A 24,967-nucleotide genomic window follows, 5' to 3' on the forward strand; every position below is an offset into this window, starting at 1 on the left:
CTTACTCAGTCCAAGTGCGCATTCTAGACTTTAATCGCGCCATGGCCTGACTATGAATTTGGCTTACTCTTGATTCACTTACATCGAGCACTTGTCCAATTTCTTTAAGATTTAATTCTTCATCGTAGTATAGCGAAAGAACTAAAGCTTCGCGCTCAGGTAGAGTTTTTATTGAATCCACAAGCGAGCGATGGAAAGCACTTTTTTCAATATCAGCAAACGGTTCGTCTTTGCTGGCGTCTTGCGCACCCGACACTAACACGTCTTCAGACACGCCTAAATCTTCGATGCCAATCATACGCCCAGACATAACATCATTCAAAATATGATGATATTCGTCGAGAGGAATACCAAGTTTTTCAGCAACTTCTTGGTCGCGTGCATCTCGGCCTGTTTCATTTTCCACTTGGCGAATTGCGTCTGCAATCATTCTGCTATTTTTATGAACCGAGCGCGGTGCCCAGTCGCCACGGCGAATTTCGTCTAACATCGCGCCGCGAATTCGAATGCCGGCGAAAGTTTCGAAGCTAGCGCCCTTTCCATGATCGAAATTCTTAGCTGCTTCAAGTAGGCCAATCATTCCTGCTTGAATTAAATCATCAACTTGAACACTGGCTGGTAATCTAGCCACCATATGGTGGGCAATGCGTTTAACTAAGTTGGTGTGAGACTCAACAATTTGTTGCTGCTGGCGAGCTTCTGAAACGTAGGCTGCAACTTTACTCATTCGCCACCCCCTGCGTTTGCTCGGACTGGGCTACTAGCTGCTCAATAAAGAACTCTAAATGCCCCCCAGCTTGCGCTGGAATCGGCCAGTTACCAGCTCGTTGCGCTAGAGCTTTGAATGCAAGAGAGGCTGGTGAGCGTGGGAAGCTTTCAACCAGAAGTTGTTGCTTGCGTACTGCTTTTCGTAGGTTTTCGTCGTACGGGACAATGGCAGCCAATTCGAGTGCGACATCCAGGAACCTGTCGGTAACCTTGGTTAGCTTGCTATACAAAACTTGGCCCTCGCGCATGGTTCGCACCATATTCGCGACGACTTTAAACTTGAAAACACCGTGCTCACGGCTAAGTACTTTAATCAGAGCATAAGCATCGGTAATGGAGGTGGGCTCGTCACATACCACAACCACAACGTCTTGGGCAGCGCGCGCAAAGCTAAGCACCATATTGCTGATACCGGCAGCGGTGTCCACAATAAGTACATCGAATTCTGTTCTCATGGTCGAGAAGGCACGAATTAATCCCGCGTGTTCTTGCGGGGAAAGCTCAACCATAGAGCGTGTACCTGAAGTTGCAGGTACAATTTGGATACCGCCAGGCCCTTTCACCAGAATGTCATCTAACTCACATTCACCAGCCAAGACATGACTTAAATTCTTTTCGACGCGTAAACCTAGAACGACGTCGACATTGGCGAGACCTAAGTCGGCATCAAGCACCAACACACGCTTTCCCTGACCGGCCATGGCAACCGCCATATTAAGTGAGACGTTGGTTTTACCAACCCCACCTTTACCACCAGTCACTGCGATGACTTTGACTTGATTTCGTTTCATCATCCGCCTTAAACCGCTTGCTTGATCGTTCACTGCTGCACGCCCTACCTAACTACTCGATAATAGTGCCAGTTTGGTGTTTCTACCACTTTGAAATTAAAATTCCGAAAGCGACACTTCCTGTTCCCACTCTACTTTCTGCGCTAGGCGCTCTGCAGAGAGCTTTTCAGCACGCTTAATTAAATCGCCTGCATCTGCCACTTTAATATCTTCTGGCACTCTCTGTCCATCTGTAAGATAACTTATTGGCAACGAGTTTTGAATGCTGACACTTAACGACTCGCCAATACTTAAGCATTCGTCGATTTTCGTCAAAACACAACCCGCTAAAGGTAGTTTGCGGAATCGCTTTACGATCTCGTCTTGAACTGTACCTTGAGATGTTGCAGATAATACCAGATATGGACGAATACGTAACCGAGTATTGCGCACAAGTGTTTGTAGTTGTTCACTTAACCGCATATCTCGCTGACTCATGCCCGCGGTGTCGATTAACACCAACTTACGTTGACGCAATTGCGCCAATACAGCATTAAGTTCGTCTGCGTCTTTCGCAACTTTCACTGGACAGCCAATAATACGACCGTAGGTTTGCAATTGTTCTGCCGCAGCAATTCGGTATGAGTCAGTCGTAACCATAGCGACACTGTCTGGGCCATAACGACGAGCAAAGCGGGCCGCAAGCTTTGCTACAGTTGTGGTTTTCCCTACGCCTGTAGGTCCAACCAATGCAACTACCCCCCCTTTACGCAGGATATCGTTGTCAGTGGTATGAATTTGTCCTTGAACTAATTCTAAGGTTTGCTCCCAAGCTTCTTCTTTAGAAAGTTCTTCAGGAATGAAACAAGAAAGCTGGTCTGCTACTTCGTTCGTGAAGCCAAGCTTTTCTAATTTACGGATAAGTAATGCACGCATGGGTTCTTTGCGTTCAACTTCTTGCCACATAAGGCCAGAAACTTGGTGCTCTAATAAAGAACGTATGGCTGTCATATCTGAGCGCAAGCTATTCATTTGGTTCTCTTGCGCTTGGAAACGAGCTGCCACTTCTTCTTCATTGAGAATATGTGCTTCAGGTACAGCTTTACCAGCCACATGAGCTACAGGCTCAATCGCTTCTTCAATTTCTTTTGCTTGCTGTTCTGCAATAGATGCTGGAGCCTGCTCTTGTTGAACAGAAGGTTCTTGTTCCGCAGCCAATTGAGCAGAGGACTCTGCTTGAGGCTGCTCTTCAGACGCGCCAGATTGTTGACGTTTCAGTAGCGCATCTAAAGAGTCTGCAATTGCCTGCTGCTTCTCGCTACCGCCTTTCAAGTCTGTAGGTTCTGCTGGAGACATCGGTTTAGGTTGGGGCATAGGGGCTGTTTCAGGATCAAATGCCGCTACCAGCTCTACGCCGCCATTCACCGACTTATTTGACATGATTACGGCCTCTGGGCCCAAAGTTTTCTTCACTTCAGCAATTGCCGAGCGCATATCTTTTGCAAAAAAACGTTTAATTTTCATAACCTATTCTCCAAACCGAAACTGATGTTCAGTATCTCGGGTTCCCCTTTTAGGTTAGCTTCCTAACCTATTGCCCAATCGAGCTTACGATGCGAATTTGCTTATCGTCAGGTATTTCCTGGTACGACAACACATGTAAGCCTTGCAAGCTGCTTCGAACAAAGCGTGAAAGCGTAGTTCTCAACATTCCTGAAGTTAATAGAACCGATGGTTGACCATTCATTTCTTGCTGCTGATGCGCTTCTTTCAAGCTTTGTTGCAACCGCTCTGCAAGTCCTGGTTCGATTCCAGCACCTTCATTACCTGCCATTTGTAGCGACTGATGCAACATCTGTTCCAGTTCTGGCGCCAAAGTTATGACAGGAAGTTCATCCATGCCACCGGCGGCTTCCTGCACAATGAGGCGGCGCAATGAAATACGAACCGCAGCGGTCAATACATCTGGATCTTGGCTTTTCGGACCGTACTCAGCGAGAGTTTGAATAATGGTTCTGAAGTCGCGCACAGGCACCGCTTCGTTTAACAAGTTTTGCAGCACTTTGGTAATAGCCGACAGGCTCAGTACATCAGGAACTAACCCCTCCACCAATTTAGGTTGTTGCTTAGCAAGCAAGTCCAGTAACTGTTGTGTTTCTTCGTGTCCAACTAATTGCGCCGCGTTGTTGGTCAGGATTTGACTCACATGAGTCGCAACTACCGTAGCCGCGTCTACGACCGTGTAACCTAATGTTTGTGCGTGCTCGCGGTCATCTGGCTTAATCCAAACTGCATCTAAGCCAAAAGCTGGGTCTTTAGTTGCTTCACCTTTCAGCTTACCGAACACTTGTCCTGGGTTAATAGCCAATTCCCAGTCTGGGCGAATTTCGGCTTCACCAAAGGTTACCCCTAGCAAGGTAATACGATATTGGTTCGGTCCTAAATCTAAGTTATCGCGAATGTGCACTGGAGGAACTAAGAAACCAAGCTCCTGCGAGAGCTTCTTACGCACGCCTTTAATCCGGGCTAATAGTTCGCCACCTTGGTTCTTATCCACCATAGGGATAAGTCGATAACCCACTTCCAAGCCGATAGTGTCGACTTGATGAACATCGTCCCATCCAATTTCTTTAACTTCATGGTTTTGTTGTTGAGTGAGTTCGGTATTCTGTTTCACCAACTCGCCTTCTTTCTCAACTTTAATAGACTTCAGTCGGAAATAAGCACCGCCTATACACATGGCTGACATGGTTAAAAATGCCAAGTGCGGCATACCCGGCACAACACCCATAATAAATAGAATTGAACCAACAATAATAAGTGCTCTAGGGTTACCCGCGAGTTGCAGGTTTAATTGCTCACCCATGTCTTTGTCTGCATTTTCACGGGTAATCACGATCGCGGTAGCAGTAGACATAAGGAGCGATGGAATTTGCGCGACAAGACCGTCACCAATAGTAAGTAATGCATACGTTTCGATCGCCATTCCGAATGACAAGTCATGTTGCAGCGTACCAATTAAAATACCACCAACAAGGTTAATACCTAAAATGAGCAAACCTGCAACCGCGTCACCTTTCACAAACTTACTGGCACCGTCCATGGAACCGTAAAAGTCGGCCTCTCGGGTTATGTCTTCACGCCGCGTTTTCGCTTCTTCCTGGGTGATGAGCCCTGAGTTCAAGTCCGCATCAATCGACATTTGCTTACCAGGCATCGCGTCCAACGTGAATCGCGCCGTAACTTCCGAGATACGCCCCGCACCCTTGGTAATAACCACAAAGTTGATAATAACGAGAATTAAGAAGACCACGATACCTACAGTGTAACTACCACCGATAACTACCGAACCGAACGCTTCGATAACATTACCTGCCGCGTCGGCGCCGTTATGACCGTTAAGTAACACCACCCGCGTAGAGGCGATATTCAGAGCGAGGCGAATAACGGTAGCAATTAGAATGACAGTAGGAAATGAAGCAAACTCAAGAGGTCTGCGGGTATATACCGCGACCAACAAGATCATCATGGAAAGCGTAATACTGAACGAGAATAATGCGTCTAGAATGAGCGGCGGCATGGGTAAAATAACCATCCCGAGTATTGCTAGAATCGCCAAAGGCGTACCTGCCCCTAACAGGTGCGCTTTGTTATTCTCATAAAAACCTTTAATGGCTGCGAGTTGCTGCATAGCCCATGATTCCTGTATCTGTCTGCCTAAATACCTAGATAATGTGTGGTGTCAGAACCTTGACTCCACGGTGCACAAGTACAGAGTATTCAAGAATCGAGCCAATCATTTTACGGCAGAAAACAAGCGCTTTAAGACGATGATGCTGAGCATTGCTGTAGTCGCTCAGGTCCGGGTATGACTTCCCAGTAACCACTCCAATTGCGAGCATAAGGTTGTTGTTCTGCAGACCACTGCCAAATCCAGCCTGAACCGCTACTAGAGGCGCTCCATGCTGACACATTAGGCATCTTGCCTGATTGCTGCCATTGCGTAAGTTTAGAGAGACGCTCGAGTTGAAATAGCCTGAGTTCCTCTTTTTGCTTTTGCAACATAACAATTTGACTAAACGCCTGCTCTAACACTACCGCGCCGGCAGCCCCTAGTGTCATAGCAACCATAACCTCTGGCAATGTGAATCCAGCCATATGTTTTAGATGCTTCATAATAGCCAAAACACCTCACATTCTTCGCCTACAGCTAATACTTTAGAGCGGCTCAACCGCGCACCAGAGCTGGTTACTGCCTCTAGTTCTATGCGTATACATTCAAAGTCGTCACTTGCAAATTCTGTGTCTAATGCGGAGTCGATGAATTGCTCGCACGGAACTTGACGTTTCGCTGCTTCGATTTTCGTGTCTGAATTGTTGTACCAAGCTGGAGGCCAGCTACTACCCTCATCTATAGCCGCTGCAGCTTGAGCGAATAAAGATCTAAGCTGAACCTGCAGTGCTACTCTTTCAAAGTTAGATATTGTTGTGGCGATAGCTTGGCGCTCTTCATGCAACCGAGTAGCAACCGCCGTACTCGCGATAGCCAACAATAGGAGCACCACAAAAATAGCGCTCCCTCTAGTTTTTAGTGCAGAGGCCATGGCATACACACCTCTTCTCTTTTTCTCGGCTGCTCACGCGATGCATACTCAAGGCAAATCGAGGTCAGTTCAGCCATAGGCTTCACCGATAGAGTCTTAAAGCGGACATTATGCGTGTCATTCAACGCTTGCCAGCCACGACTATCGCACTCGCTTTCTGCAGGCCTCCATTGCAGAGCATTATTCTTTACACGTACCCCAAATGAACCATAGAGCAAGCACTGGTATTGCTGTTCGAACTGCCACGAATCGATGTTGGTCATCGAGTTTTGAATATCGCCCCATAACCAATGCAACCAGTAATAAGCTAAGTCCTCAGCGCTAGTAGTTCCCTGGTGGTTCGTTGCTACATAATTTACGGTCCAAGACACCATCGCAACCGACACCACGGAAATAAGCGCAACCGAAAGCATAAGTTCGGTGAGCGTAAAGCCTTGCGCATGCTTCAACAGTGATCCATGGCAGGAAATAGCTGCCCTGTCTGACACGAGCGAATACGACCAAGGGAGCTAACAACAATACGAACTTCATGCTGCAAAAACGCGTTGTGAGCCAGCTTTAAAGTACCGGAACTAAAAGCAGCCATTCCTCTGCCTTTAGAAAACTGAATTGAATTACCTTGCGAGAAATTACTAGATATCGTTAACGTTGCCGGTCGCATGAAAGCTTGATGTGCGCAATCACTAGATTCTGAAGCATCGACCCAAAAACATGAATCGTTCCACCCTACCCAATAGTCTTGATGACGTTGTATAGAAAATGCCTTCGCTTGTTCAATAGCCCCGACAATTTGGCTGACCATAGCCGCGAACTTTTGCTTGTTTTGCCAATGGTGAAAAACGGGCACCGAAATGCCCGAAAGCACTGCCATAATAGCGACACACGCCATGAGTTCTATCAATGAAAAACCTAGTCCTTTAACCACACATGCCTCCTTGCATGCTCAAGCTGTACGAATAACTAGAGCACTAAACTTAGTAGCTAGAGTTTAGAACAAAAGGTTTTTCAGAAATGACGCATAAAAAAACCGCCCGAAGGCGGTTTCTTGAAACTCATATTAAACTAAATTATGCGTAGTTCCGGTGGTATGGAAAACGTCACATTTTCTTCACGGCCCGAGCGCTCTTCAACTTCAGCTTGAGCACCGCCATGTTCGCGTAGCCAGTTCACAACTTCCTGCACAAGCACTTCCGGTGCAGAAGCTCCGGCTGTGACAGCAACTGAAGTACAACCCTCTAACCACTCCGCATCGATACAATCTGCGTTGTCGATAAGGTAACCTTTTGTTCCCATCTTCTCAGAAAGTTCCCGTAAGCGGTTACTATTGGAACTATTGCGCGCACCTACGACTAACATTAAGTCGGCGTCAGCAGCCAGCTCGCGAACCGCATCTTGGCGGTTTTGGGTGGCATAGCAAATATCGTCTTTGCGCGGTCCTTGAATTGCTGGAAAGCGTCCGCGAAGCGCATCAATAATGTCTGCTGTGTCATCTACCGAAAGTGTTGTTTGGCTCATATAGTGCAGCTGAGAAGGGTCTTTAACTTGCAGTTTAGCCACGTCTTCTACTGACTCAACAAGATATATTCCACCGTCTTCACTGAAATACTGCCCCATCGTGCCTTCTACTTCCGGGTGGCCCGAATGACCAATGAGCACACACTCTTGATCGCGACGACTCGCACGAGTAACTTCCATATGTACCTTTGTCACTAATGGACATGTGGCATCGAAAACTTTCAACCCACGTTGAGCAGCGGCGTCGCGCACTGCACGGGAAACACCATGAGCACTGAATATAACAATCGCGTCGTCAGGAACTTGATCAAGCTCTTCAACAAACACCGCACCTCGCTCACGCAAGCCGTCTACTACGTGCTTGTTATGAACAACTTCATGGCGCACATAAATAGGTGGCTCAAATAATGCCAAGGCTTGCTCTACAATGGTAATCGCGCGGTCTACACCAGCACAAAACCCACGCGGATTAGCAAGAATAATCTTCATGCAGACTCCACACTTAAGATTTCCACTGCAAAGGTCACTTTATGCCCTGCCAGTGGATGATTAAAGTCAACGGTAACCATTTGACCATTCACTTCACGAATAATTCCCGGCACTTCACGTCCGTCTGGCTGCGTGAAAGCAATGATTGAACCCACTTCCGGAGGAGCGTCGAAAGAAAAACGACTGCGCTCGACATGATAGATGTTCTGCGGGTTCGGTTCACCAAACGCGTCTTCAGGTGGCAGTGTAAACTCTTCTTTGTCGCCGACCTTTAAGCCCATTAAACATTGCTCGAAGTTGGGGGTCAGGTTGCCGTCGCCAATGGTTAATCGCGCAGGCTTACCATTTACTCTTGTGCTATCTGCAGCGGAGCCGTCCTCAAGCTTCAGGTCAAAGTGCAAAACTACACGACTGCCTGCAGCAATAGTTGCCAGTTCAGTCATTTACTTGGCCTCTTTACTACTTAATAAACTGTCTAGAATCATCAGCAATGCGCCAACAACAATGGCACTGTCGGCAACATTGAATGCTGGCCAGTGCCAACCTGCCACATGAACGTCTAGGAAGTCGACTACAGATCCCAATCGAATACGGTCGATAACATTCCCTACTGCACCACCGATAATGAGTGCAAAGGAAATGTTCACACGCTTTAGGTTCTCCGATTGACGGCGTAACAGCACCAGTAAAAGTACACTAATCACGATAGCAATCGAGGTGAAAAACCAGCGTTGCCAGCCGCTGTGGTCAGCTAAAAAACTAAATGCTGCGCCATAGTTTCGTACGTGAACAATATTAAAGAACGACGTAACCTCTATACGGTCCAGCATTAAAGCTAGATTGTTCAGGATCCAAAGCTTAGTGACTTGGTCTGCTACTAATATTAGTGCTGTAATCCATAAAAACTTAAGCCCAGATTGCTGCCAAGTCTTAGGCGCTACTTCTGCATTCGACATTATGCGAAAATCCTCGACTCACCGTCGCCAGCTACGTTAGTTACACAGCGGCCGCACAGTTCTTCGTGCTCTGGGTTCACCCCAACGTCTTCACGGTGATGCCAGCAACGCGCGCACTTCTCGTAAGAAGTTCTTAACACGCCAACTTTTAAGCCTTCAATTTCTGTGCTTACCGCTTCTTCCGTTGCATCAGAAAGAGATGCCACCGTAGCTTCAGAAGTAAGTAGAACAAAGCGCAGTTCATCTTTTGCTGCTTCCAATACCGCCTTTAATTCGTCTGAGGCAAACAGTGTAACTTCCGCTTGTAAGGAACCACCAATCTTGTCTTCTTTACGCGCCATTTCTAACGCTCGGTTCACTTCACCACGAACTTCTAGTAGCTGCTGCCAGTCTTGGTTACGCATACTTGTTTCTGTGTCTACGTTTGCTGGCCAGTCTTTATACCAAGTCTCAGTAAATACATAATCGCTGCGTTGGCCTTCCGCTGGTGCTGGCATAGATTCCCAAATTTCTTGCGCTGTAAAGCTCATAATTGGAGCCATCCAACGAACAAGTGCTTCTGAAATATGCCAAAGCGCGGTTTGACACGAGCGTTGTGCAACACTGTCTTTCTTCGCGGTGTATTGACGATCTTTAATAATGTCGAGGTAGAAACTACCTAAGTCAATTGAACAGAAGTGCATTAACTTCTGCACTACCGTTAAAAACTGATAGCCGTCGTATGCGCCTAGCAACTCTTCTTGCAAAGCTTTTGCACGACGAACAATCCAGTGGTCAATAGCAACCATGTCTTCCACCGCAACTTGGTGCTGACTAGGCTCAAAACCATTCAAGTTCGCTAATAAGAAACGTGCGGTATTTCTGATTCTACGATATGCGTCTGCCGAACGTTTTAAGATTTCATCAGAAACCGTCATTTCTGCGGTGTAGTCGGTTGATGCCACCCACAGTCTTAAAATGTCAGCACCTAGCTTGTTCCATACTTCTTGTGGTGCAACCACGTTACCTAAAGACTTAGACATCTTGCGGCCATGGCCATCCACAGTAAAACCGTGAGTTAACACTTGCTTATACGGTGCTTCACCTTTTGTAGCAACGCCTGTTAACAAAGAAGACTGGAACCAACCGCGATGCTGATCTGAACCTTCTAAATAAAGGTCTGCTGGCCAAGCTAAATCTTCATTCTGAGCAAGAACTGCATAGTGCGTTACACCTGAATCAAACCAAACGTCTAACGTATCTGTAAGCTTGCGGTACTGCGCAGCTTCTTCTCCGAGTAAGCTAGCAGGGTCTAGGTCGAACCAGGCCTGAATACCCTCTTTTTCGATAAGTTTTGCGACTTGTTCAAGAAGCTCACTAGACTTAGGGTGCAAGGCATCTGTTTCTTTATTTACAAATAGAGTAAGCGGCACACCCCACGTTCTTTGACGTGAAATACACCAGTCTGGTCTGCCATCAACCATGCCTGCGATACGTTGCTCGCCCCACTCCGGAACCCAACGAACGGCTTTAATTTGTTCCAAAGCTTTTTCTCGTAAGCCTTCTTTTTCCATGCTAATGAACCACTGTGGTGTGGCTCGGAAAATAATAGGAGTTTTATGGCGCCAGCAGTGTGGGTACGAGTGCTCATATTGTTCATGATGAACCAAACATCCCGATTCGATCAGGCTATCAACAATTGCTTGGTTCGCTTTGAAAACGTGCTGCCCGGCAAATTCCGGAGTGTCAGCCTTGTATACGCCGTTGTCGTTTACAGGGTTGTAAACTTCTAGGTCGTACTTTTGTCCGACCATAAAGTCGTCTACACCATGCCCAGGTGCCGTATGTACACAGCCTGTACCCGAGTCAGTAGTTACATGTTCGCCCAGAATGAGTGGAACTGTTCGCTCCTGCAACGGATGATGTAGGCGTAAGTGTTCAAGGTCGGCGCCCTTACAGAAACCTAACTTGTGGTAATCGGTGATGCCATAACGTTCCATGGCTTGAGTAACGAGGTCTGTGGCAAGCACGAGACGCTCAGGTTTGTCACCTTCAACTTGTACCATGGTGTATTCTAAACCGGCAGCAAGCGTAACGGCCATGTTCGCTGGAATCGTCCAAGGTGTTGTTGTCCAAATCAGTACACTTACAGGACCCTCACCTTCGTGCCCTTCTGGGTGACTAAATTTGCTGACTAACGTTTGCTCGTCTTCTGCAAAAAAGCGAACATCGATTGCCGGTGACTGTTTGTCTTTGTATTCAACTTCAGCTTCTGCAAGCGCTGAGCCACAGTCTGTACACCAATGCACGGGTTTAAAACCTTGGTGCAAATGACCACAGTCCATAACTTTACCGAGCGCACGAACAATATTAGCTTCTTGCTCAAAATTCATGGTTTGGTAAGGGTTGTCCCAGTCACCAAACACGCCTAAACGTTTGAAATCCTCGCGCTGGCCGTCGATCTGAGTTTGGGCATACTCACGACACTTTTGACGAAACTCACCAGTGCTTAATTTTTTACCTGGCTTGCCGTACTTTTTCTCGACAACCAATTCAATGGGCAAACCATGACAATCCCAACCAGGGACATAAGGGGCGTCGAAGTCGCTTAACGTTTTAGACTTCACAACCATGTCTTTAATAATTTTGTTTACCGCATGACCGATATGAATTGAACCGTTCGCGTAAGGAGGGCCGTCATGCAAAATAAACTTTTGATGACCTTTTTTCGCGGCTCTAATTTTTCCGTAAAGATCGTCTTGGTACCACTTCGCCAGCATTTGCGGCTCTCGGTTGGCCAAGTTTCCACGCATAGGAAATGGCGTATCAGGAAGGTTTAGAGTGGATTTATAGTCGCTCATGCTTATGCCCGTTGCCCTTAATTTAATCTAAAATTCTGCTCGCGCCATCTTAACGATTAACGCGCTTAGTTTCACGCTAAATTGGCTTTTCAAACCATGCCAAAGCAGCTGCTTTATCTTTACTAATTTGTTCTTGAAGTGCCTGTAACGATTCAAACTTCTGTTCTTCACGAATCAAATGCTGGGGATACACACGCATTTCTTGCCCGTACACGTCTTCAGCGAAATCGAAAATATGTACTTCTACCTGCGCTCGTTGGCCTTCAAAGGTTGGGCGATAGCCGATATTTGCCACACCCAACCATTCTTGTTCATTAATCATCACTTTTACTGCATACACTCCGTGTAAAGGACTATGCAATCTCTTTAACGGTATGTTTGCAGTAGGGAAACCGAGTTTCCGACCATTTTTTTCGCCATGACTTACACGACCAGAAAAATGAAAAGGATGCCCAAGCATTTCTGCTGCATCCTGGAATTGGCCTCGAGCCAAAGCTTCACGAATAAGAGTACTTGATACGCGTGCGTCTGACTGGCGAAAACTGGCTGTATCTGAAACTTCAAAACCAAACTTCTTACCCGCTTCTTGCAACATTGTAAAGTCGCCTTCACGCCCTTTACCGAATCTAAAGTCGTCGCCAACAACTAAATGTTTAACACCTAACTTCTCAACCAGTACATGCTCAATAAAGTGCATTGCTGGCTGCTGAGAAAATGTAGCATTAAACCGGGTGCAAATTAGGTATTCTAATCCTAGCGGAGTCATTAACTCGTACTTCTCGCGCCAGCGCGTTAAACGAGCAGGAGCTTGAGCTGGACGAAACAATTCCAGCGGCTGCGGCTCAAAAATCATAACTGCAGCGGGCACGCCATAAGCCTCGGCGCTTTCCTTTACGCGAGACAGCACTGAACGATGCCCAAGATGGACACCGTCGAAGTTACCGATAGTCAGCACACAATGCTGATGCTCGGTACGAATATTATGTAAACCACGGATTAATTTCATAAGCGCGCGATTATAGCGAAATCGCTACAAGGATTCAGTAGTTTTAATGCCGATTTAAGCGGATTTAAGATGATGAGGACGCCCTCCAACTAAAATCCATGTCACTGCAAAAACAAGTGCACCACTTGCGACCAATGCTGCTAACCAACCGATGCGTACAAAAAACTCAGCGGCCAACCATTGTTCGATATTCGGACTACAATACTGAACCGCCCATGCCATGGCTAATGCAGCAACCACTACACGCAAAACAAACAACAGGGTGGTCCGTGGCAACAATAGAACTTTTTCTCGATACAGTACGGCGCCAAGCAATAATGCGTTAACTGTGCCCGATAGTGCCGTAGCAAGTGCCAACCCTACATAGCCAAATGGAATCGCAAAAATAATGTTGAATACCATGTTGGCGACCATAGCAATAATGCCGTACTTGACTGGCCGTTTAGTGTCTTGTCTTGAGAAGAATCCTGTTGCCAAAACCTTCACGAGCATAAAACTCAATAAGCCAGTGGCATAAGCAATGAGCGCTAAAGATGCGTAATTGGCATCACTTGCTAAAAATTCACCTCGCATAAATAGCACCATGAGCATAGGCTCAGCCAACACGATAAGACCTGTCATAGCAGGAACACCAAGAATCACAACCATGCGCACGCCCCAGTCTAATGTTGCAGAGAACTTCTCCGCAGACTGGTCTACATGGCGCGCCGAAAGCGCAGGCAAAATAACCGTAGCAATGGCGATGCCAAATAATCCTAGAGGAAACTCTAAGAGCCGGTCGGCATAATACAACCAACTAATTGAACCGGTTTGCAGGAAGCTGGCAATTAACGTGTCGAACAACAAATTAATTTGACTGACCGACACCCCAAATAAAGCCGGGATCATAAGCGTTCGAATGCGCACTACACCTGGGTCGCGCCAACCCCATTTCGGTAAAACAAGAACTCCTGCTGCACGCAAAAAAGGTAATTGGAAAAAGAATTGAACAGCACCACCTATAAACACACCAAGGGCTAAACCGATTTCAGGCCGTTCAAGATTTGGAGCTAACCATAAAGCACAAGCAATAATAGATACGTTAAGTAACACCGGCGTAAAGGCAGCAACACCAAAACGGCCTAAAGTGTTCAGTACAGCACCGGCTAAAGCTGTCAAGGTAATGAAAAATAAATAAGGAAAGGTGATTTTGAGTAACAGACTCGCCAACTCAAACTTAGCCGCTTGCGGGCCGTCATTCCAGTAGTCGAGGAACCACCCCATACCGAACAATGCAGCGACCACTGGCGAGAGCACCATAGCGACCAAAGTCACGATACCCACAATAGTACCTAAAGTACCGGCCGTTCGGGCAATCAATAATCGCGTTTCGTCTAACGACTTGCCACGATGATACTCGGTTAAAACAGGTACGAACGCCTGTGCAAAAGCCCCTTCAGCAAAGAGTCGGCGTAGGAAGTTGGGTATTTTATTCGCGAAAAAGAATACGTCTGCTGCTGCACCCGCCCCCATTAACCCAGCAATCACTACATCTCTGGCTAGGCCTAAAACCCGCGAGAGGAATGTCATTACACTGACAATAAAACCTGAACGAAATAGCCTTGGTTGTGGTGCTTTTTCTTGCTGCTCGACTTTTGCCGTCACTAGCGTGTGTCCCTTGATATGAAGCTGTTTTTTGCGTTCAGATTAGCATGCGACCGCACAGCGAGGAAGAGTTCACCGGACAGTACTTGATCACGAGTATGGTTATCGGAGATAATTAACCGTAATTTATTGCACAAATAAATCGGACATTTATTGACTTTTGAAGCGGAAAAAGGCATAGTCCACGACCTTAAATTTCCGGTTCAGTTTTAGATTCATTTTCAGGAGTTAACCTTGGCTAACATCAAGTCTGCGAAAAAGCGCGCGCTTCAGGCGGAAAAAAACCGTCAACATAATGCAGCACGTCGCTCTATGATGCGCACTTACCTCAAAAAAGTAACTGCGGCTATTGCTGCAGGTGAGCAAGCAAAAGCGCAAGAAGCTTTCGCTGAATTAACCCCAATTTTGGACCGCTATGCGACCAAAGGGCTAATTCACAAAAATAAAGCGGCACGTCATAAGAGCCGTTTAAGCGCAAAAATCAACGCGCTATCTGCATAATCGAAACTTCGATTAAAGCATTTGAAAAGCACCTTCGGGTGCTTTTCTGCTTTCTGAGACTTAGCGATCGTCTTCTGCGTGGCGATATAAAGAAATGAGTTCTGCGATGGTATGAGGGGGTTCACTACAAGAACCGTCTCTAAAAGGGCTGCAACCTAGCTGCTCGTCCATACGCGCTACCACCATGGCAACACCCAAGGAATCTAAGCCAGACTCCTGAAAACTCGCATGCGGATTAATATCTGCGACTAACTCGTTACCGGTCTGCGCAGCCACTTCTTCCATGCATCTAACAAGAACTTGTTCTATTTGGTAAGTGCGTGTGCTCACAATAATTCTCTTACATCTTCTTGCTAACAACTTCGCAACACTAACACGGACTGGATAAAACGAAAATATTTAGGCTTCAATTTCCGAGAAAACTAGCCCCGTTAGGCTATTGCTGTTATAAAAGAAGAAGTCATCAAAGCGAGCCAAAACCATGTTTGATAATAAGAATATTCTAATTACCGGCGGCACCGGCTCTTTTGGACAGCGTTATACCGAGACGCTCCTCAAGCGCTACAAACCTCGCAAAATAATTATTTATAGCCGCGATGAACTTAAACAGTTTGAAATGCAGCAGCAGTTTGACCATCCATGTATGCGGTATTTCATTGGCGATGTTCGCGACAGAGATCGTCTGAACCGAGCTATGTACGGCGTAGACTACGTTATTCATGCGGCTGCGCTGAAGCAAGTCCCCGCAGCTGAATACAACCCTATGGAATGTATTCGTACAAACGTAGACGGTGCAGAAAACGTAGTTTGGGCTGCTTTAGACAATAACGTAAAGCGAGTCATCGCACTTTCTACCGACAAAGCAGCTAACCCAGTGAATTTGTATGGCGCAACCAAGTTATGCTCTGACAAGCTGTTTGTAGCTGGAAATAACATGACCGGAGACCGTGCAACTCGCTTTGCCGTAGTTCGTTACGGAAACGTTGTTGGCTCTAGGGGGTCTGTTGTTCCGTTTTTCAGGAAGCTAATTAAAGACGGAGCAAAAGATCTCCCTATTACTCACCCAGATATGACTCGCTTCTGGATTACACTTCAGCAAGGCGTCGACTTTGTTTTGAAAAACTTTGAGCGCATGCAAGGTGGGGAGATATTCGTTCCGAAAATTCCATCAGTAAAAATAACTGACTTAGCTAGAGCAATGGCGCCAGACTTGAAGATGAGAGAAATAGGTATTCGTCCGGGTGAGAAACTCCACGAGATTATGTGCCCGTCAGACGATAGTTATCATACATTTGAGTTTAACGACCATTTTGTCATTGCACCTACAATAAAAATGTTTTCCGGCAAACTCGATTACGCCAAAAATGGTCTAGGGGAGCGAGGAAAGCAGGTCGAATTAGGGTTCGAGTATAACTCAGCAACTAATCCAGACTTTTTGTCTACAGAGCAAATTCAAGACTTTAATATTCTAGCAAACGCATGATTCCATACGGTCGACAAGATATATCTGAAGAAGACATAGCTGCGGTAGAGAAAGTTCTCCGCAGCGACTTTCTGACGCAAGGCCCAATTGTCCCAGAATTTGAGCAAGCTATTGCAGACTATTGCCAAGCTAGTTTTGCGGTAGCCGTGAATAGCGCGACTTCAGCATTGCATATCGCATGTTTAGCCGCGGGCGTAGGCCCCGAAGATACGGTTTGGACCGTACCCAATACGTTTGTTGCTTCAGCAAATTGTGCCCGTTATTGCGGTGCCAAAGTCGACTTTATAGACATAGACCAACAAACTGGCAACCTGAGTATTCATGCCCTTTCAGAAAAGCTAAAGCGCGCAGCACAAAACAATAATTTTCCTAAGGTAATCATTCCGGTTCACTTCGGCGGCGCCAGCTGCGACATGAAAGCCATCCATGAGCTCGCCAGTCCGCACAATATCCAGATCATTGAAGATGCCAGTCATGCCATAGGAGGCAAATACGAAGGGCACCCCGTCGGCAAATGTGAATATTCCGAGATGACCGTGTTCAGCTTTCATCCAGTCAAAATTATTACGAGCGCAGAGGGTGGAATGATTACCACCAACAATGCAGCGATGGCGAAGCGCCTTACTGAACTTCGTAGTCATGGCATAACTCGAGCTCCTGAAGATCTCCCCGAAAGCGCTGAACCGTGGTACTACGAACAGCAATCGCTTGGCTTCAACTATCGAATGACTGAACTACAGGCAGCTTTGGGATTAAGCCAGCTCCAGAGGCTCGACGAGTTTGTTACCAAGCGAAATGAGATTGCCTCGTTTTACCGTGCTCAATTTGAAAACACACAGATAGGTTATTTAAAGCTCGAAGAGCAAGTATATTCCTCTTACCATCTATTTGTGATTCAGGTAGATAAAGCAATTCGTCGGGCACTTTTTGAAGAATTAAGGGCGAACGATATTGGAGTTAACGTGCATTACATCCCTGTGCATTTCCAACCTGACTTCAGACAGTTCGGCTTCAACCGTGGCGACTTTCCTAATGCCGAGCATTACTATGACCAAGCCATCACCCTGCCTCTTCATCCAAACCTTACCCATGAAGAGCAAAAATATGTGGTTGAGCAAGTTATCAAGCATACCGAGAATTTAAGTTCATAAAATGCAATTCAGAGACTTTCGCCACCAAATCGAACCCGACGAGCAGAAACTTACGGAGGGGTTAGAGGCAGCCAAACATAGGTTTGAAGACAATCTAGCGCTACTGCAACTGCAGCAGCCGGAATTGGTGAAACAGCTGAAGAGCTATGCACTAAAGCATGACACCTTGTGCATAGACAGAGCAGGCGACGTTCAACTTCTACTCTCACAGTCCATGACTTTCGCTTGGCCTCCCAGAGAATATGAAGCTTCTTATGTCCAAATATGCAATAAGCTGAGCGAGAGTAAAGCTAGTTTGCTGGCTATATCGTTACAGCACAGCGGCGCAAATGTTCTTTCTCTAATTGCCACTAACCACGCTCCTGTAATACTCGTTTATGTATCTAGCTTATCAGAGCTTTATGTAAGCTTGCATGCTCACGATTGGAGAAAGGCGTTTACAGGGTCCCAGCTCATTTTTCAAATAGGCGGGACCATTGAGCAAGTGGAACAGGATTTAGAGACGCTAGAACAACACGGTTTAAGTGTAAAACCATGTACGGTCATCCAAACTCTAAGCAGTGACGAAGAAAGTGAGGCAATTTGGCATTTTGAGCAAGCATTGAACTGGACCTATGACTGCGATCCGAGTTTGCGCGTACATACGCATAAATTTAAGGACCTGTGTGAATTTGAATTATTGAACACCCTTATAGATAACCTAAGGCATAGTTCCATAGCTTATGAACAGCCTTGGACTCTTATTTTGGTTGGAGCCTCCGCCAGCATACTTAAGCACGCGATACACAAACGAAACCTAACGCGTATCGTATTGGTGCACCCTCATCAATCTTTCGCTGAAGACGCTATTCAAAAGGCTAATGAACTCGGTATAGAAATTCTCTCTATCAATGGAAGTGAGTCAGAGCTTCCTGGAAAACTATTTCTTGCATTAAACTCGCTTTCGAAAGCGCAGCATTCATCACTTAGAATTTATCAAGGCGATCCTTCCAGCGCTCTAGAGCAGTTACGCCAGTTATGTGAGCTAGAGTTAAGATATTTAGTTCAACCGACAACCGGTGTACAACGGCTTTACCAGTCTGCTTTGCATACCACCCAAATAGAGCAAAACGTACTTACTCGCAGAAGTCGCTGGCCCGAATCAGGAAATGGCAAAGTTCCTGCTCTCATATTAGGTAATGGGCCCTCACTGAAGAAAATCATTCCGGAATTACGCAAGGGTGCATTTGCTGGATATTTAATTGTCTCTTGTGGTACAGCAATATCCACTTTAGCTCAAGAAAACATCACTCCACACCTGCACTTGGAGTTGGAATATTTTGCAGGTCACCTTTCGTCGTTACCCGAAGCGTTTTATTCAGAAACAACATTTGTAGGTCCACTCGGGTTTAATCATAGATTACGTTCTTTATTTCAAAGGCAAAGAAGTTTTGTTATCGACGGGCATCCGTTCGATGAAGTAGTGCCTCACATTCCAGATGACGCCATCCGTGTAACCGAAGCTTTTCCAACGGTCGCCAATTTGGCAGCAGAGTTGATGCCCAAACTAGGTGCTGACTCGGTATTCTTAGCGGGAATTGATTTGGCATTCAAAGGAAGCGAACATCACGCAGGTGGAGAGATGTATGAACAAACGAGCTTTGAACAATACAAGCACAGTTCAGGTGGAGCGATTGAAGCCGTAAATGTTGACGGTCAACTGGTTCACACAAAACGAGAGTTTATATTTTCAGCACAACAGCTAAAAAAGATTATCCAGCAAAGCCCTACTGCTCAATACTTTTCTATAAGTGAAGGCTTACCTTTGGGGGCTGAAGTCCTGAAGCAAATTCCCGCCAATAGAGCGCTATTCGACGCTGAAATTACCCCCGTTTCTCGCTGCACAATTCAGTGGAGTCAGTTAGGTTACAATTGCGACTCAACTGCTTATTTCGACGAACTTAAAGATATATGCCTAATGCAGCCAGAACTTGCGCAGCAACATTTGTATCGCCTATTGGAAGATTCTGACACTCAGATTTTGAGCTCTAACCACTCGAAGAATATAGGACGGTTTTGGTCTGCGAGTTTAATCGCAAGCTTAGCTTCTCTAATGCTACGACATATAGAAAAGAATGAGCGTCTGCCAGATTCCTTAGAAGATAAGCTTAAAAATCTAGCGCATCTTGTTCTTCTTTACTCAGCAAAGATTTAACCACTGTGCTGTCAAATGCGTCTTTGTCTTTAATCCAGTCTTTTCTTGTGAGTATTAGAAAGTCTCTATAAACCTCAAGACCCTTTTCGTAATACTCAATCGCTTGGTCATTATCTTTAGCTAAGTAAAGTAGTCGAATTAAAGCAGAACTAATGAAGTGGGCACTACTAAAAATCAAATAGAACCAAATAGACTGGTCTCGTTTGTAGAGTTCAATTAAGAATAACTTCTCACGCTCAAGCTGCTTTAATGCTTCTTCTCGCGTAGTCACAGGCTTTTCGTGAAGCTTCCACAACTCATCCATTTCTGGCAGTACTTTATCTTCCGCCTCTCGCGCTTCGATAGCTTCAACCACAGTATCAACTTGGTCTCGAGTAAACAGTTCATCTCTCATGGCTTGCTTAACGTTGCTTTTCGAGAGGTTTGCTTGTTCTTCTATTTCCACGAAATGTTTAGGAATGGACCCTTCGATAAACGCCCCATCACTAGTATTTACAACCTTAATTCCATTCGATTTACGAAGTAACTGGGTCATAATTCTGCAAGCTAACTGGAACTCATATTTCGTTCGAATATTGCCAGAAAGATTGCCGTGCACAGGAATGCCCTCACCAGCAATTTCCTCATAGTCGTGCCAACTTTCATCACTGTCCTTGTAGTAAGCACTATTCTTAGAATGATGATGACCCACACTTTTAAAACCTAAATCTACTCCCGTTAAAAATAGGTTTTTGAAGCCGAGGAAAATGACCGCAGATACAGCCATGTTCGTCACTGTTGGGTAGCAGTAATCCAGAGTTGCATAGACTTTCCGGTGTTCCGCATACCGAAGAAATGCCTCAGTTCCGGCTTCACCATGTTTAAAGATCATGAGTTGTTCTTTGAACAGAGCAACTGTGTCAGGATGAAGTGACGCTAATGAGAGTAGAGAAATTTTCTTTAACCACTCGCGGTCTGGTATCTGCGTGATCCACTGATAAGTAGCTCTGTTTTGTTCAACTTCCGTGTGAAAGTCTGGTGTGATACCCGCTTCATAAAGAGGTTTCAAAGCGGTACCACAAGAAATAATTAGAAACTCCGACTGACGCTCTTTAAGTAGGTCGATAGTGTCGTCAAGCGAAGGCCCGTTCCCAACAATCATCACAGGCGTTTCAGCAAATTCTGGGCTGATCTGGGCACCATGCTTAAGTACCTCGGCCCCTCTTTTTAAGTTCGCTTTAGTGTGGGAAATATTAAACCTAACATGGTCAAAGTACTCGCTCAGCATCAAATAACTTTCGAAGTCTCGTCGCAGTTGGTTGATGTGAGGCTGCATACTTGGGTAATACATTGGGCTGAAGAAAAACGCACTTGCGGTTAGATAGCCACCCTCAGAGTGAAATTGACTAAACATATCTTCCTGAATGTAAGTACCGTCGTCGCCCACATTGATATATAAATGGGTTCCCCTCTCTCTTTGAGCAGGAAGGATTTCATGCCAAGGCGTGGTAAATAAAGACCAATATAAAAATTCAGGGTTCGGTTCGTAAATATAGAGTGACTTGATGTCGTAATCGTCAAACAATTGCTCAAGTGGGTAACCTAAGCCTAAACCAAACCAAATTAAGCTACTCACTGTGTCTGGAATAAACTGACCATCAGTTTCAAGCTCTTCAAAGAGTTTGCCAAAAAAGCGGTTACAGCGGAAATGCCTGTATTTCCATAACTTCCCACCTTTATACCCAGCAAACATGTCATTTCTATTCGGCTCTTCAGAAAATGCTTGTATAGCCTGGCTTGCCAACTCTCTGGGGTTTGCATGATACAAAGCTCCAAAACGTTGCTCATGGTAAACGTTAAGTTCGCCTGAATCGTCGATAAACGCCTGCCAATACTGAGGGGTATAATCCTTAAGTTGTTCGTATATTTCCGGAAACTGCAATGCGAGAGCTTCGAGATTCTTTGCCTTCAGCGCTTTCATTTTAACAATTTTTTCGCGCGCGGATTCTTTGTCTATAGAAGAGCTAACTTTTCCTGCCCTAAAAGGTAAGTAGTGCGTTACGTGATCAAGCGAAGGTAACTGTACCTGACCATTAATTAACGCATTAAAGTTAAATTCCGGGCCAAGCAAATAGTCGTAAACCACATCCATCGCGGGTTCGTGGTAGTGCTTATATAAATGCACCTTGGTCGAACCAAAAGCTTCATGAAGTTGCTTTAGATCTTCCCCAATATTAAGGCCGTTTTGACCTATCTGTAAAAATAAGCGAATGCCACGTTTCTCTGCGTCTAGAAGCATTTTCTTCCAGTTCGCAATCCGGATACTGCCCCTGAAGAAATCTAAGGTTGGCTCGTAAATAATGACGTTTTGCGGTGTGGTCATCTCGAGAAGATGCTCCAACGCATACCCTAAACCCAGACCAAACATCACTACAGTATCTGGATTTTCAGTCAGAGGCTCCATCGGTATAGCTGGCACAAAGCCATTGCTTTCGGGCATTTGGTATGAGCGAAGAAGCGGCTTCGCAGAGGCCTGCTCGCCCACTAAATTAACTACGGGCGCATTTTCTAAGAATTGGTTTATATCTGCTTTTGATTCTTGTTCTGGGTGCAATCCATAGACGACCTGACTGTTGCTACGACTCGTTAAATTGAGTTCGCCTTCCTTGTTGCAAAACAACCCGTAATCGTCGATAACAGACTCTTGAAAGGCCACCGCTAGGTTCGGCATTACAACTTGAAATGCCGCTCTATTATCTTCAAAACGCTTGGTAAGAAAGCTTTCTAGTTGTTGTTCTAGACGGTCTTGCTCAGATTTATCTTCAGAAAGGTGGTAACGAATCGTTTTTAGCATAATTAGTATAGTTTCTTAGCTTTTCGTCCTTGCGCCAATTCAAGCAATATTTTTTTAGTTTGCTCTCTTTCGCGCATGGCTTGCTGAGTCCAGGTTTCTATTTTTTTCTGTGTATCTCTAAGAAAGCGTAAGGTTTGGTCGTCTGGTTTTTCGCCGCCAAGATCAGCAAAGAGGCTTTCCAGCCTCTTTTCATGTGTTTCAAGCTTCGCAGCGACAGTTTCCCGTGTATCTTCAGGGTCTGCAAATAGTTGCTCAATTTCGCTTTGGAGTGACTGAATAGCTTCTATATGTTCGGCTATTTTGTCATCGTTCATTAACCCATCGCCTCTCGCTCGCTCTGCATACGATATCCTTCTTCTTTCGCTTCTTCAGGTATCGCATCCCAACCTTCTTTGATTTGACGAACAATGTACATGGTTCTATCAATTTTCTCTACATCATTATCAAGGCTTACGTCAGTAAGCTGATCCATAATAAAAGCATAAAGATCATAAAGGTTGCTTGTTACGTCTGCCTTAACATCTAAATTCAGAGCGCCTTGCAATGCAGACACAATCGCTACTGCTTTGGTCAGGTTTTTTGCTTTTTCCTCATGATTTTTGCGCTCAATTGCCCCTTTCGCATAGGCCATTTTCTCAAGAGCCCCTTGCAGTAACATTTGAATGACACGATGAGGATCTGCAGTTGCTGCCTGATTGCTCACACCTACCGTCTTATACGCTTTCAAACCTTTGTTATACATAAGGGTACCTCAGTTAAATTAGGTCAATTAGGCCTAAGCCATGCCCAATTGAGCAAACATCATGTTTGCATTGCTTTGTAAGCTAGTAATTGTGCTGTCGAGCCCAGCGAATCGCTTGCGCTGAGTTTCTTCATAGTTTTCAATGTAGCGCTCGAACGCTTCGCGCTCGTCTTTAATTAGCTCTTGTTGACTTTGTACCGCTTGTGAGCGAGCTTGCAATAAACCACCTGACTGACCATATTGAGTCACGAGAGTGTCTAATCGGCTAGCAATACCATTTTCGCCAGAGAACATTTCAGCTACAGCGTCAAAGTTTTCTTCTAAAGCATTTGTTAATCGTTGCTTACCTGTGCCCTGGTCGCCAATCGAGTCAGAACTGAATTCCAGCTTGCCGTCGCTGTCGAAAGTGAGGCCAATCTGGAACAGGTTATTAATTTCACCGCTACCCGTGCTACCCGCAACAATAGAACTAAATGTCGACTGAATAGAGCGCACCATTGAGTCACCGATTAGAGGACCACTTTTGCTCTCTCCGTCTTCCCCGGCAGGGCGATATTTCGTACTGTTGTTAATCTCATCGATTAGCTTGTTATATGCAGAAACAAAAGATTCAATTGCAGACTTCACGCCCTCAGCGTCGTAGTCTACGCTAGCGTCTATTGCTCCCTCAGTACCGGTTTCTCTTAATACGGTAATCGACGTATTTTGAATGGTATTTTCAAAGGTATTCGTCGAACTAAATGCCTCGATACCATCGATACTAATGCGGGCATCTGCAGCGCTATCTTCTGCATCGATTGTCATACCTGCAGGTCCTGCACCCGTGGCTACGGTCGATACACTATCTAATTCTTCATTATCATTCGAAACGATAAGCTCTTTGTCTTCTCCGGTTTTATCCGAAGTAAACACCAATCTCGTTTCTGGTGTTGAGCCGCCCGTATTGATTAAGCTAGCACTCACACCGAAATTATCATCAGATTCATTAATCGCTCTTGCTATGTCTTCCAAAGAAGCATTGGCACCCACAGCAACGCTAAACGAATCTTCTCCGTCTTGAGTTGCGAATGTTAGGTTGCCTGAAGCGGTTGTAATTTCTTGGTCTACACCAGTGAAAGCACCAGACTCAGCTCGAGTACCTCGAGCTAAGTCCAGCACTTCTATACTGTAGTTGCCGCGTGCAGCAGAACGAGAAGATTCCATGGTGAAATAAGGGTTATCACTGTCAGGATTACTCACAGTAGCAGCGCGCGCTTGCATCCGGTCTGGATCGCCAAGCGTATCCAACGGCGTGCGTAACGCATTCATTGCAGAACGAAGCTTACCAATTGCAGAAATTTGCACTTTGGTTTCGTCTTCGCGCTTATCTAATGCCGCAATCCTAGGCGCTCGCTCAGCTTGAACTAGCTGTGCGAGTAAGTCGTCCAAGGCTAAGCCTGAACCAATACCTAATGATGAAACACCCATACTA

At 45.7% G+C, this 24,967-nt stretch carries 23 protein-coding genes; 4 read left to right on the forward strand and 19 right to left on the reverse strand.

The annotated features are described in order from the left end of the window. Position 1: 1 nt before the first annotated feature. From DQX04_RS06045 to murJ, 14 genes are all read right to left on the reverse strand, one after another. On the reverse strand, positions 2–727 hold the full coding sequence (locus DQX04_RS06045; RefSeq protein WP_111915010.1) for an RNA polymerase sigma factor FliA: 726 nt from the start codon (positions 725–727) through the stop codon (positions 2–4). Further along, positions 720–1,562 carry a MinD/ParA family protein gene (locus DQX04_RS06050; RefSeq protein ID WP_111915011.1) on the reverse strand — a complete coding sequence of 281 codons (843 nt, stop codon included), beginning with the start codon at positions 1,560–1,562 and terminating at the stop codon, positions 720–722. Before DQX04_RS06050 ends, DQX04_RS06045 begins: the two co-directional genes overlap by 8 nt. A 93-nt stretch (positions 1,563–1,655) precedes the next feature. After that, a complete protein-coding gene (gene flhF, locus DQX04_RS06055) occupies positions 1,656–3,062 on the reverse strand; it encodes a flagellar biosynthesis protein FlhF (protein ID WP_111915012.1) in 1,407 nt (468 codons plus the stop codon). A gap of 67 nt (positions 3,063–3,129) precedes the next feature. Beyond that, a complete protein-coding gene (flhA, locus tag DQX04_RS06060; protein WP_111915013.1) occupies positions 3,130–5,229 on the reverse strand; it encodes a flagellar biosynthesis protein FlhA in 2,100 nt (699 codons plus the stop codon). A gap of 131 nt (positions 5,230–5,360) precedes the next feature. After that, positions 5,361–5,714, reverse strand: a complete 354-nt coding sequence (locus DQX04_RS06065) for a type II secretion system protein J (RefSeq protein WP_111915014.1) — start codon at positions 5,712–5,714, stop codon at positions 5,361–5,363. Then, positions 5,711–6,142 carry a hypothetical protein gene (locus DQX04_RS06070; protein WP_111915015.1) on the reverse strand — a complete coding sequence of 144 codons (432 nt, stop codon included), beginning with the start codon at positions 6,140–6,142 and terminating at the stop codon, positions 5,711–5,713. The genes DQX04_RS06065 and DQX04_RS06070 overlap by 4 nt, the downstream gene beginning before the upstream one ends. After that, positions 6,127–6,591 carry a type II secretion system protein J gene (locus tag DQX04_RS06075; RefSeq protein ID WP_165831954.1) on the reverse strand — a complete coding sequence of 155 codons (465 nt, stop codon included), beginning with the start codon at positions 6,589–6,591 and terminating at the stop codon, positions 6,127–6,129. The genes DQX04_RS06070 and DQX04_RS06075 overlap by 16 nt, the downstream gene beginning before the upstream one ends. Next, positions 6,588–7,067 carry a prepilin-type N-terminal cleavage/methylation domain-containing protein gene (locus tag DQX04_RS06080; RefSeq protein WP_111915017.1) on the reverse strand — a complete coding sequence of 160 codons (480 nt, stop codon included), beginning with the start codon at positions 7,065–7,067 and terminating at the stop codon, positions 6,588–6,590. The genes DQX04_RS06075 and DQX04_RS06080 overlap by 4 nt, the downstream gene beginning before the upstream one ends. A 137-nt stretch (positions 7,068–7,204) precedes the next feature. After that, positions 7,205–8,146: a 4-hydroxy-3-methylbut-2-enyl diphosphate reductase gene (gene ispH, locus DQX04_RS06085; RefSeq protein ID WP_111915018.1), complete on the reverse strand. Its 942-nt coding sequence runs from the start codon at positions 8,144–8,146 to the stop codon at positions 7,205–7,207. Next, the gene (gene fkpB, locus DQX04_RS06090) at positions 8,143–8,589 is read right to left on the reverse strand and encodes an FKBP-type peptidyl-prolyl cis-trans isomerase (protein WP_111915019.1); all 447 of its coding nucleotides are present in this window, start codon (positions 8,587–8,589) and stop codon (positions 8,143–8,145) included. The genes ispH and fkpB overlap by 4 nt, the downstream gene beginning before the upstream one ends. Continuing rightward, entirely contained in the window at positions 8,590–9,102 is a 513-nt protein-coding gene (gene lspA, locus DQX04_RS06095) for a signal peptidase II (RefSeq protein ID WP_111915020.1), read from the reverse strand. Continuing rightward, positions 9,102–11,942 (reverse strand): isoleucine--tRNA ligase, encoded by a 2,841-nt coding sequence (gene ileS / locus DQX04_RS06100; RefSeq protein WP_111915021.1) that lies wholly within the window; start codon positions 11,940–11,942, stop codon positions 9,102–9,104. The genes lspA and ileS overlap by 1 nt, the downstream gene beginning before the upstream one ends. A 76-nt stretch (positions 11,943–12,018) precedes the next feature. Next, entirely contained in the window at positions 12,019–12,948 is a 930-nt protein-coding gene (ribF, locus tag DQX04_RS06105) for a bifunctional riboflavin kinase/FAD synthetase (protein WP_111915022.1), read from the reverse strand. Positions 12,949–13,002: 54 nt separating this feature from the next. After that, positions 13,003–14,517: a murein biosynthesis integral membrane protein MurJ gene (murJ, locus tag DQX04_RS06110; RefSeq protein ID WP_111915651.1), complete on the reverse strand. Its 1,515-nt coding sequence runs from the start codon at positions 14,515–14,517 to the stop codon at positions 13,003–13,005. A gap of 309 nt (positions 14,518–14,826) precedes the next feature. Between murJ and rpsT the strand changes: the two genes are divergently transcribed. Next, positions 14,827–15,093 carry a 30S ribosomal protein S20 gene (rpsT, locus tag DQX04_RS06115; protein WP_111915023.1) on the forward strand — a complete coding sequence of 89 codons (267 nt, stop codon included), beginning with the start codon at positions 14,827–14,829 and terminating at the stop codon, positions 15,091–15,093. 60 nt (positions 15,094–15,153) lie between these two features. Here the strand turns inward: rpsT and DQX04_RS06120 are convergent, their stop codons facing one another. Further along, positions 15,154–15,423 carry an acyl carrier protein gene (locus DQX04_RS06120; RefSeq protein WP_111915024.1) on the reverse strand — a complete coding sequence of 90 codons (270 nt, stop codon included), beginning with the start codon at positions 15,421–15,423 and terminating at the stop codon, positions 15,154–15,156. 151 nt (positions 15,424–15,574) lie between these two features. Here DQX04_RS06120 and pseB point away from each other — a divergent pair, with 151 nt between their 5' ends. From pseB to DQX04_RS06135, 3 genes are read left to right on the forward strand one after another with little or no spacing between them, the layout of a single operon-like run. Next, a complete protein-coding gene (gene pseB, locus DQX04_RS06125; RefSeq protein WP_111915025.1) occupies positions 15,575–16,576 on the forward strand; it encodes a UDP-N-acetylglucosamine 4,6-dehydratase (inverting) in 1,002 nt (333 codons plus the stop codon). Beyond that, positions 16,573–17,727, forward strand: coding sequence for a UDP-4-amino-4,6-dideoxy-N-acetyl-beta-L-altrosamine transaminase (pseC, locus tag DQX04_RS06130; protein ID WP_111915026.1), 1,155 nt, complete (start codon positions 16,573–16,575; stop codon positions 17,725–17,727). The genes pseB and pseC overlap by 4 nt, the downstream gene beginning before the upstream one ends. 1 nt (position 17,728) lies before the next feature. Then, positions 17,729–19,921, forward strand: a complete 2,193-nt coding sequence (locus DQX04_RS06135; protein ID WP_111915027.1) for a 6-hydroxymethylpterin diphosphokinase MptE-like protein — start codon at positions 17,729–17,731, stop codon at positions 19,919–19,921. Here DQX04_RS06135 and DQX04_RS06140 read toward each other — a convergent pair. From DQX04_RS06140 to fliD, 4 genes are read right to left on the reverse strand one after another with little or no spacing between them, the layout of a single operon-like run. Continuing rightward, a complete protein-coding gene (locus DQX04_RS06140; protein ID WP_111915028.1) occupies positions 19,875–22,754 on the reverse strand; it encodes a 6-hydroxymethylpterin diphosphokinase MptE-like protein in 2,880 nt (959 codons plus the stop codon). The two genes, DQX04_RS06135 and DQX04_RS06140, sit on opposite strands and share 47 nt — an antisense overlap. Positions 22,755–22,756: 2 nt before the next feature. Next, a complete protein-coding gene (locus tag DQX04_RS06145) occupies positions 22,757–23,068 on the reverse strand; it encodes a hypothetical protein (protein ID WP_111915029.1) in 312 nt (103 codons plus the stop codon). Next, positions 23,068–23,496 carry a flagellar export chaperone FliS gene (gene fliS, locus DQX04_RS06150; RefSeq protein WP_111915030.1) on the reverse strand — a complete coding sequence of 143 codons (429 nt, stop codon included), beginning with the start codon at positions 23,494–23,496 and terminating at the stop codon, positions 23,068–23,070. Before fliS ends, DQX04_RS06145 begins: the two co-directional genes overlap by 1 nt. A gap of 33 nt (positions 23,497–23,529) precedes the next feature. Continuing rightward, positions 23,530–24,963, reverse strand: a complete 1,434-nt coding sequence (gene fliD / locus DQX04_RS06155) for a flagellar filament capping protein FliD (protein ID WP_111915031.1) — start codon at positions 24,961–24,963, stop codon at positions 23,530–23,532. Positions 24,964–24,967: the final 4 nt, after the last annotated feature.

The organism is Aliidiomarina sp. B3213, assembly GCF_003290085.1.
Lineage (GTDB): Bacteria > Pseudomonadota > Gammaproteobacteria > Enterobacterales > Alteromonadaceae > Aliidiomarina.

Excerpts from the sequence above, each read along its gene's own strand:
- flhF (WP_111915012.1), bottom strand. The coding sequence starts at position 3,062 with ATGAAAATTAAACGTTTTTTTGCAAAAGATATGCGCTCGGCAATTGCT.
- murJ (WP_111915651.1), bottom strand. The coding sequence starts at position 14,517 with ATGACATTCCTCTCGCGGGTTTTAGGCCTAGCCAGAGATGTAGTGATT.
- DQX04_RS06145 (WP_111915029.1), bottom strand. The coding sequence starts at position 23,068 with ATGAACGATGACAAAATAGCCGAACATATAGAAGCTATTCAGTCACTC.
- DQX04_RS06050 (WP_111915011.1), bottom strand. The coding sequence starts at position 1,562 with ATGATGAAACGAAATCAAGTCAAAGTCATCGCAGTGACTGGTGGTAAA.
- ispH (WP_111915018.1), bottom strand. The coding sequence starts at position 8,146 with ATGAAGATTATTCTTGCTAATCCGCGTGGGTTTTGTGCTGGTGTAGAC.
- flhA (WP_111915013.1), bottom strand. The coding sequence starts at position 5,229 with ATGCAGCAACTCGCAGCCATTAAAGGTTTTTATGAGAATAACAAAGCG.
- DQX04_RS06070 (WP_111915015.1), bottom strand. The coding sequence starts at position 6,142 with ATGGCCTCTGCACTAAAAACTAGAGGGAGCGCTATTTTTGTGGTGCTC.
- fliS (WP_111915030.1), bottom strand. The coding sequence starts at position 23,496 with ATGTATAACAAAGGTTTGAAAGCGTATAAGACGGTAGGTGTGAGCAAT.
- pseC (WP_111915026.1), top strand. The coding sequence starts at position 16,573 with ATGATTCCATACGGTCGACAAGATATATCTGAAGAAGACATAGCTGCG.
- ileS (WP_111915021.1), bottom strand. The coding sequence starts at position 11,942 with ATGAGCGACTATAAATCCACTCTAAACCTTCCTGATACGCCATTTCCT.
- pseB (WP_111915025.1), top strand. The coding sequence starts at position 15,575 with ATGTTTGATAATAAGAATATTCTAATTACCGGCGGCACCGGCTCTTTT.
- fliD (WP_111915031.1), bottom strand. The coding sequence starts at position 24,963 with ATGGGTGTTTCATCATTAGGTATTGGTTCAGGCTTAGCCTTGGACGAC.
- lspA (WP_111915020.1), bottom strand. The coding sequence starts at position 9,102 with ATGTCGAATGCAGAAGTAGCGCCTAAGACTTGGCAGCAATCTGGGCTT.
- DQX04_RS06135 (WP_111915027.1), top strand. The coding sequence starts at position 17,729 with ATGCAATTCAGAGACTTTCGCCACCAAATCGAACCCGACGAGCAGAAA.
- fkpB (WP_111915019.1), bottom strand. The coding sequence starts at position 8,589 with ATGACTGAACTGGCAACTATTGCTGCAGGCAGTCGTGTAGTTTTGCAC.
- DQX04_RS06045 (WP_111915010.1), bottom strand. The coding sequence starts at position 727 with ATGAGTAAAGTTGCAGCCTACGTTTCAGAAGCTCGCCAGCAGCAACAA.
- DQX04_RS06065 (WP_111915014.1), bottom strand. The coding sequence starts at position 5,714 with ATGAAGCATCTAAAACATATGGCTGGATTCACATTGCCAGAGGTTATG.
- ribF (WP_111915022.1), bottom strand. The coding sequence starts at position 12,948 with ATGAAATTAATCCGTGGTTTACATAATATTCGTACCGAGCATCAGCAT.
- DQX04_RS06140 (WP_111915028.1), bottom strand. The coding sequence starts at position 22,754 with ATGCTAAAAACGATTCGTTACCACCTTTCTGAAGATAAATCTGAGCAA.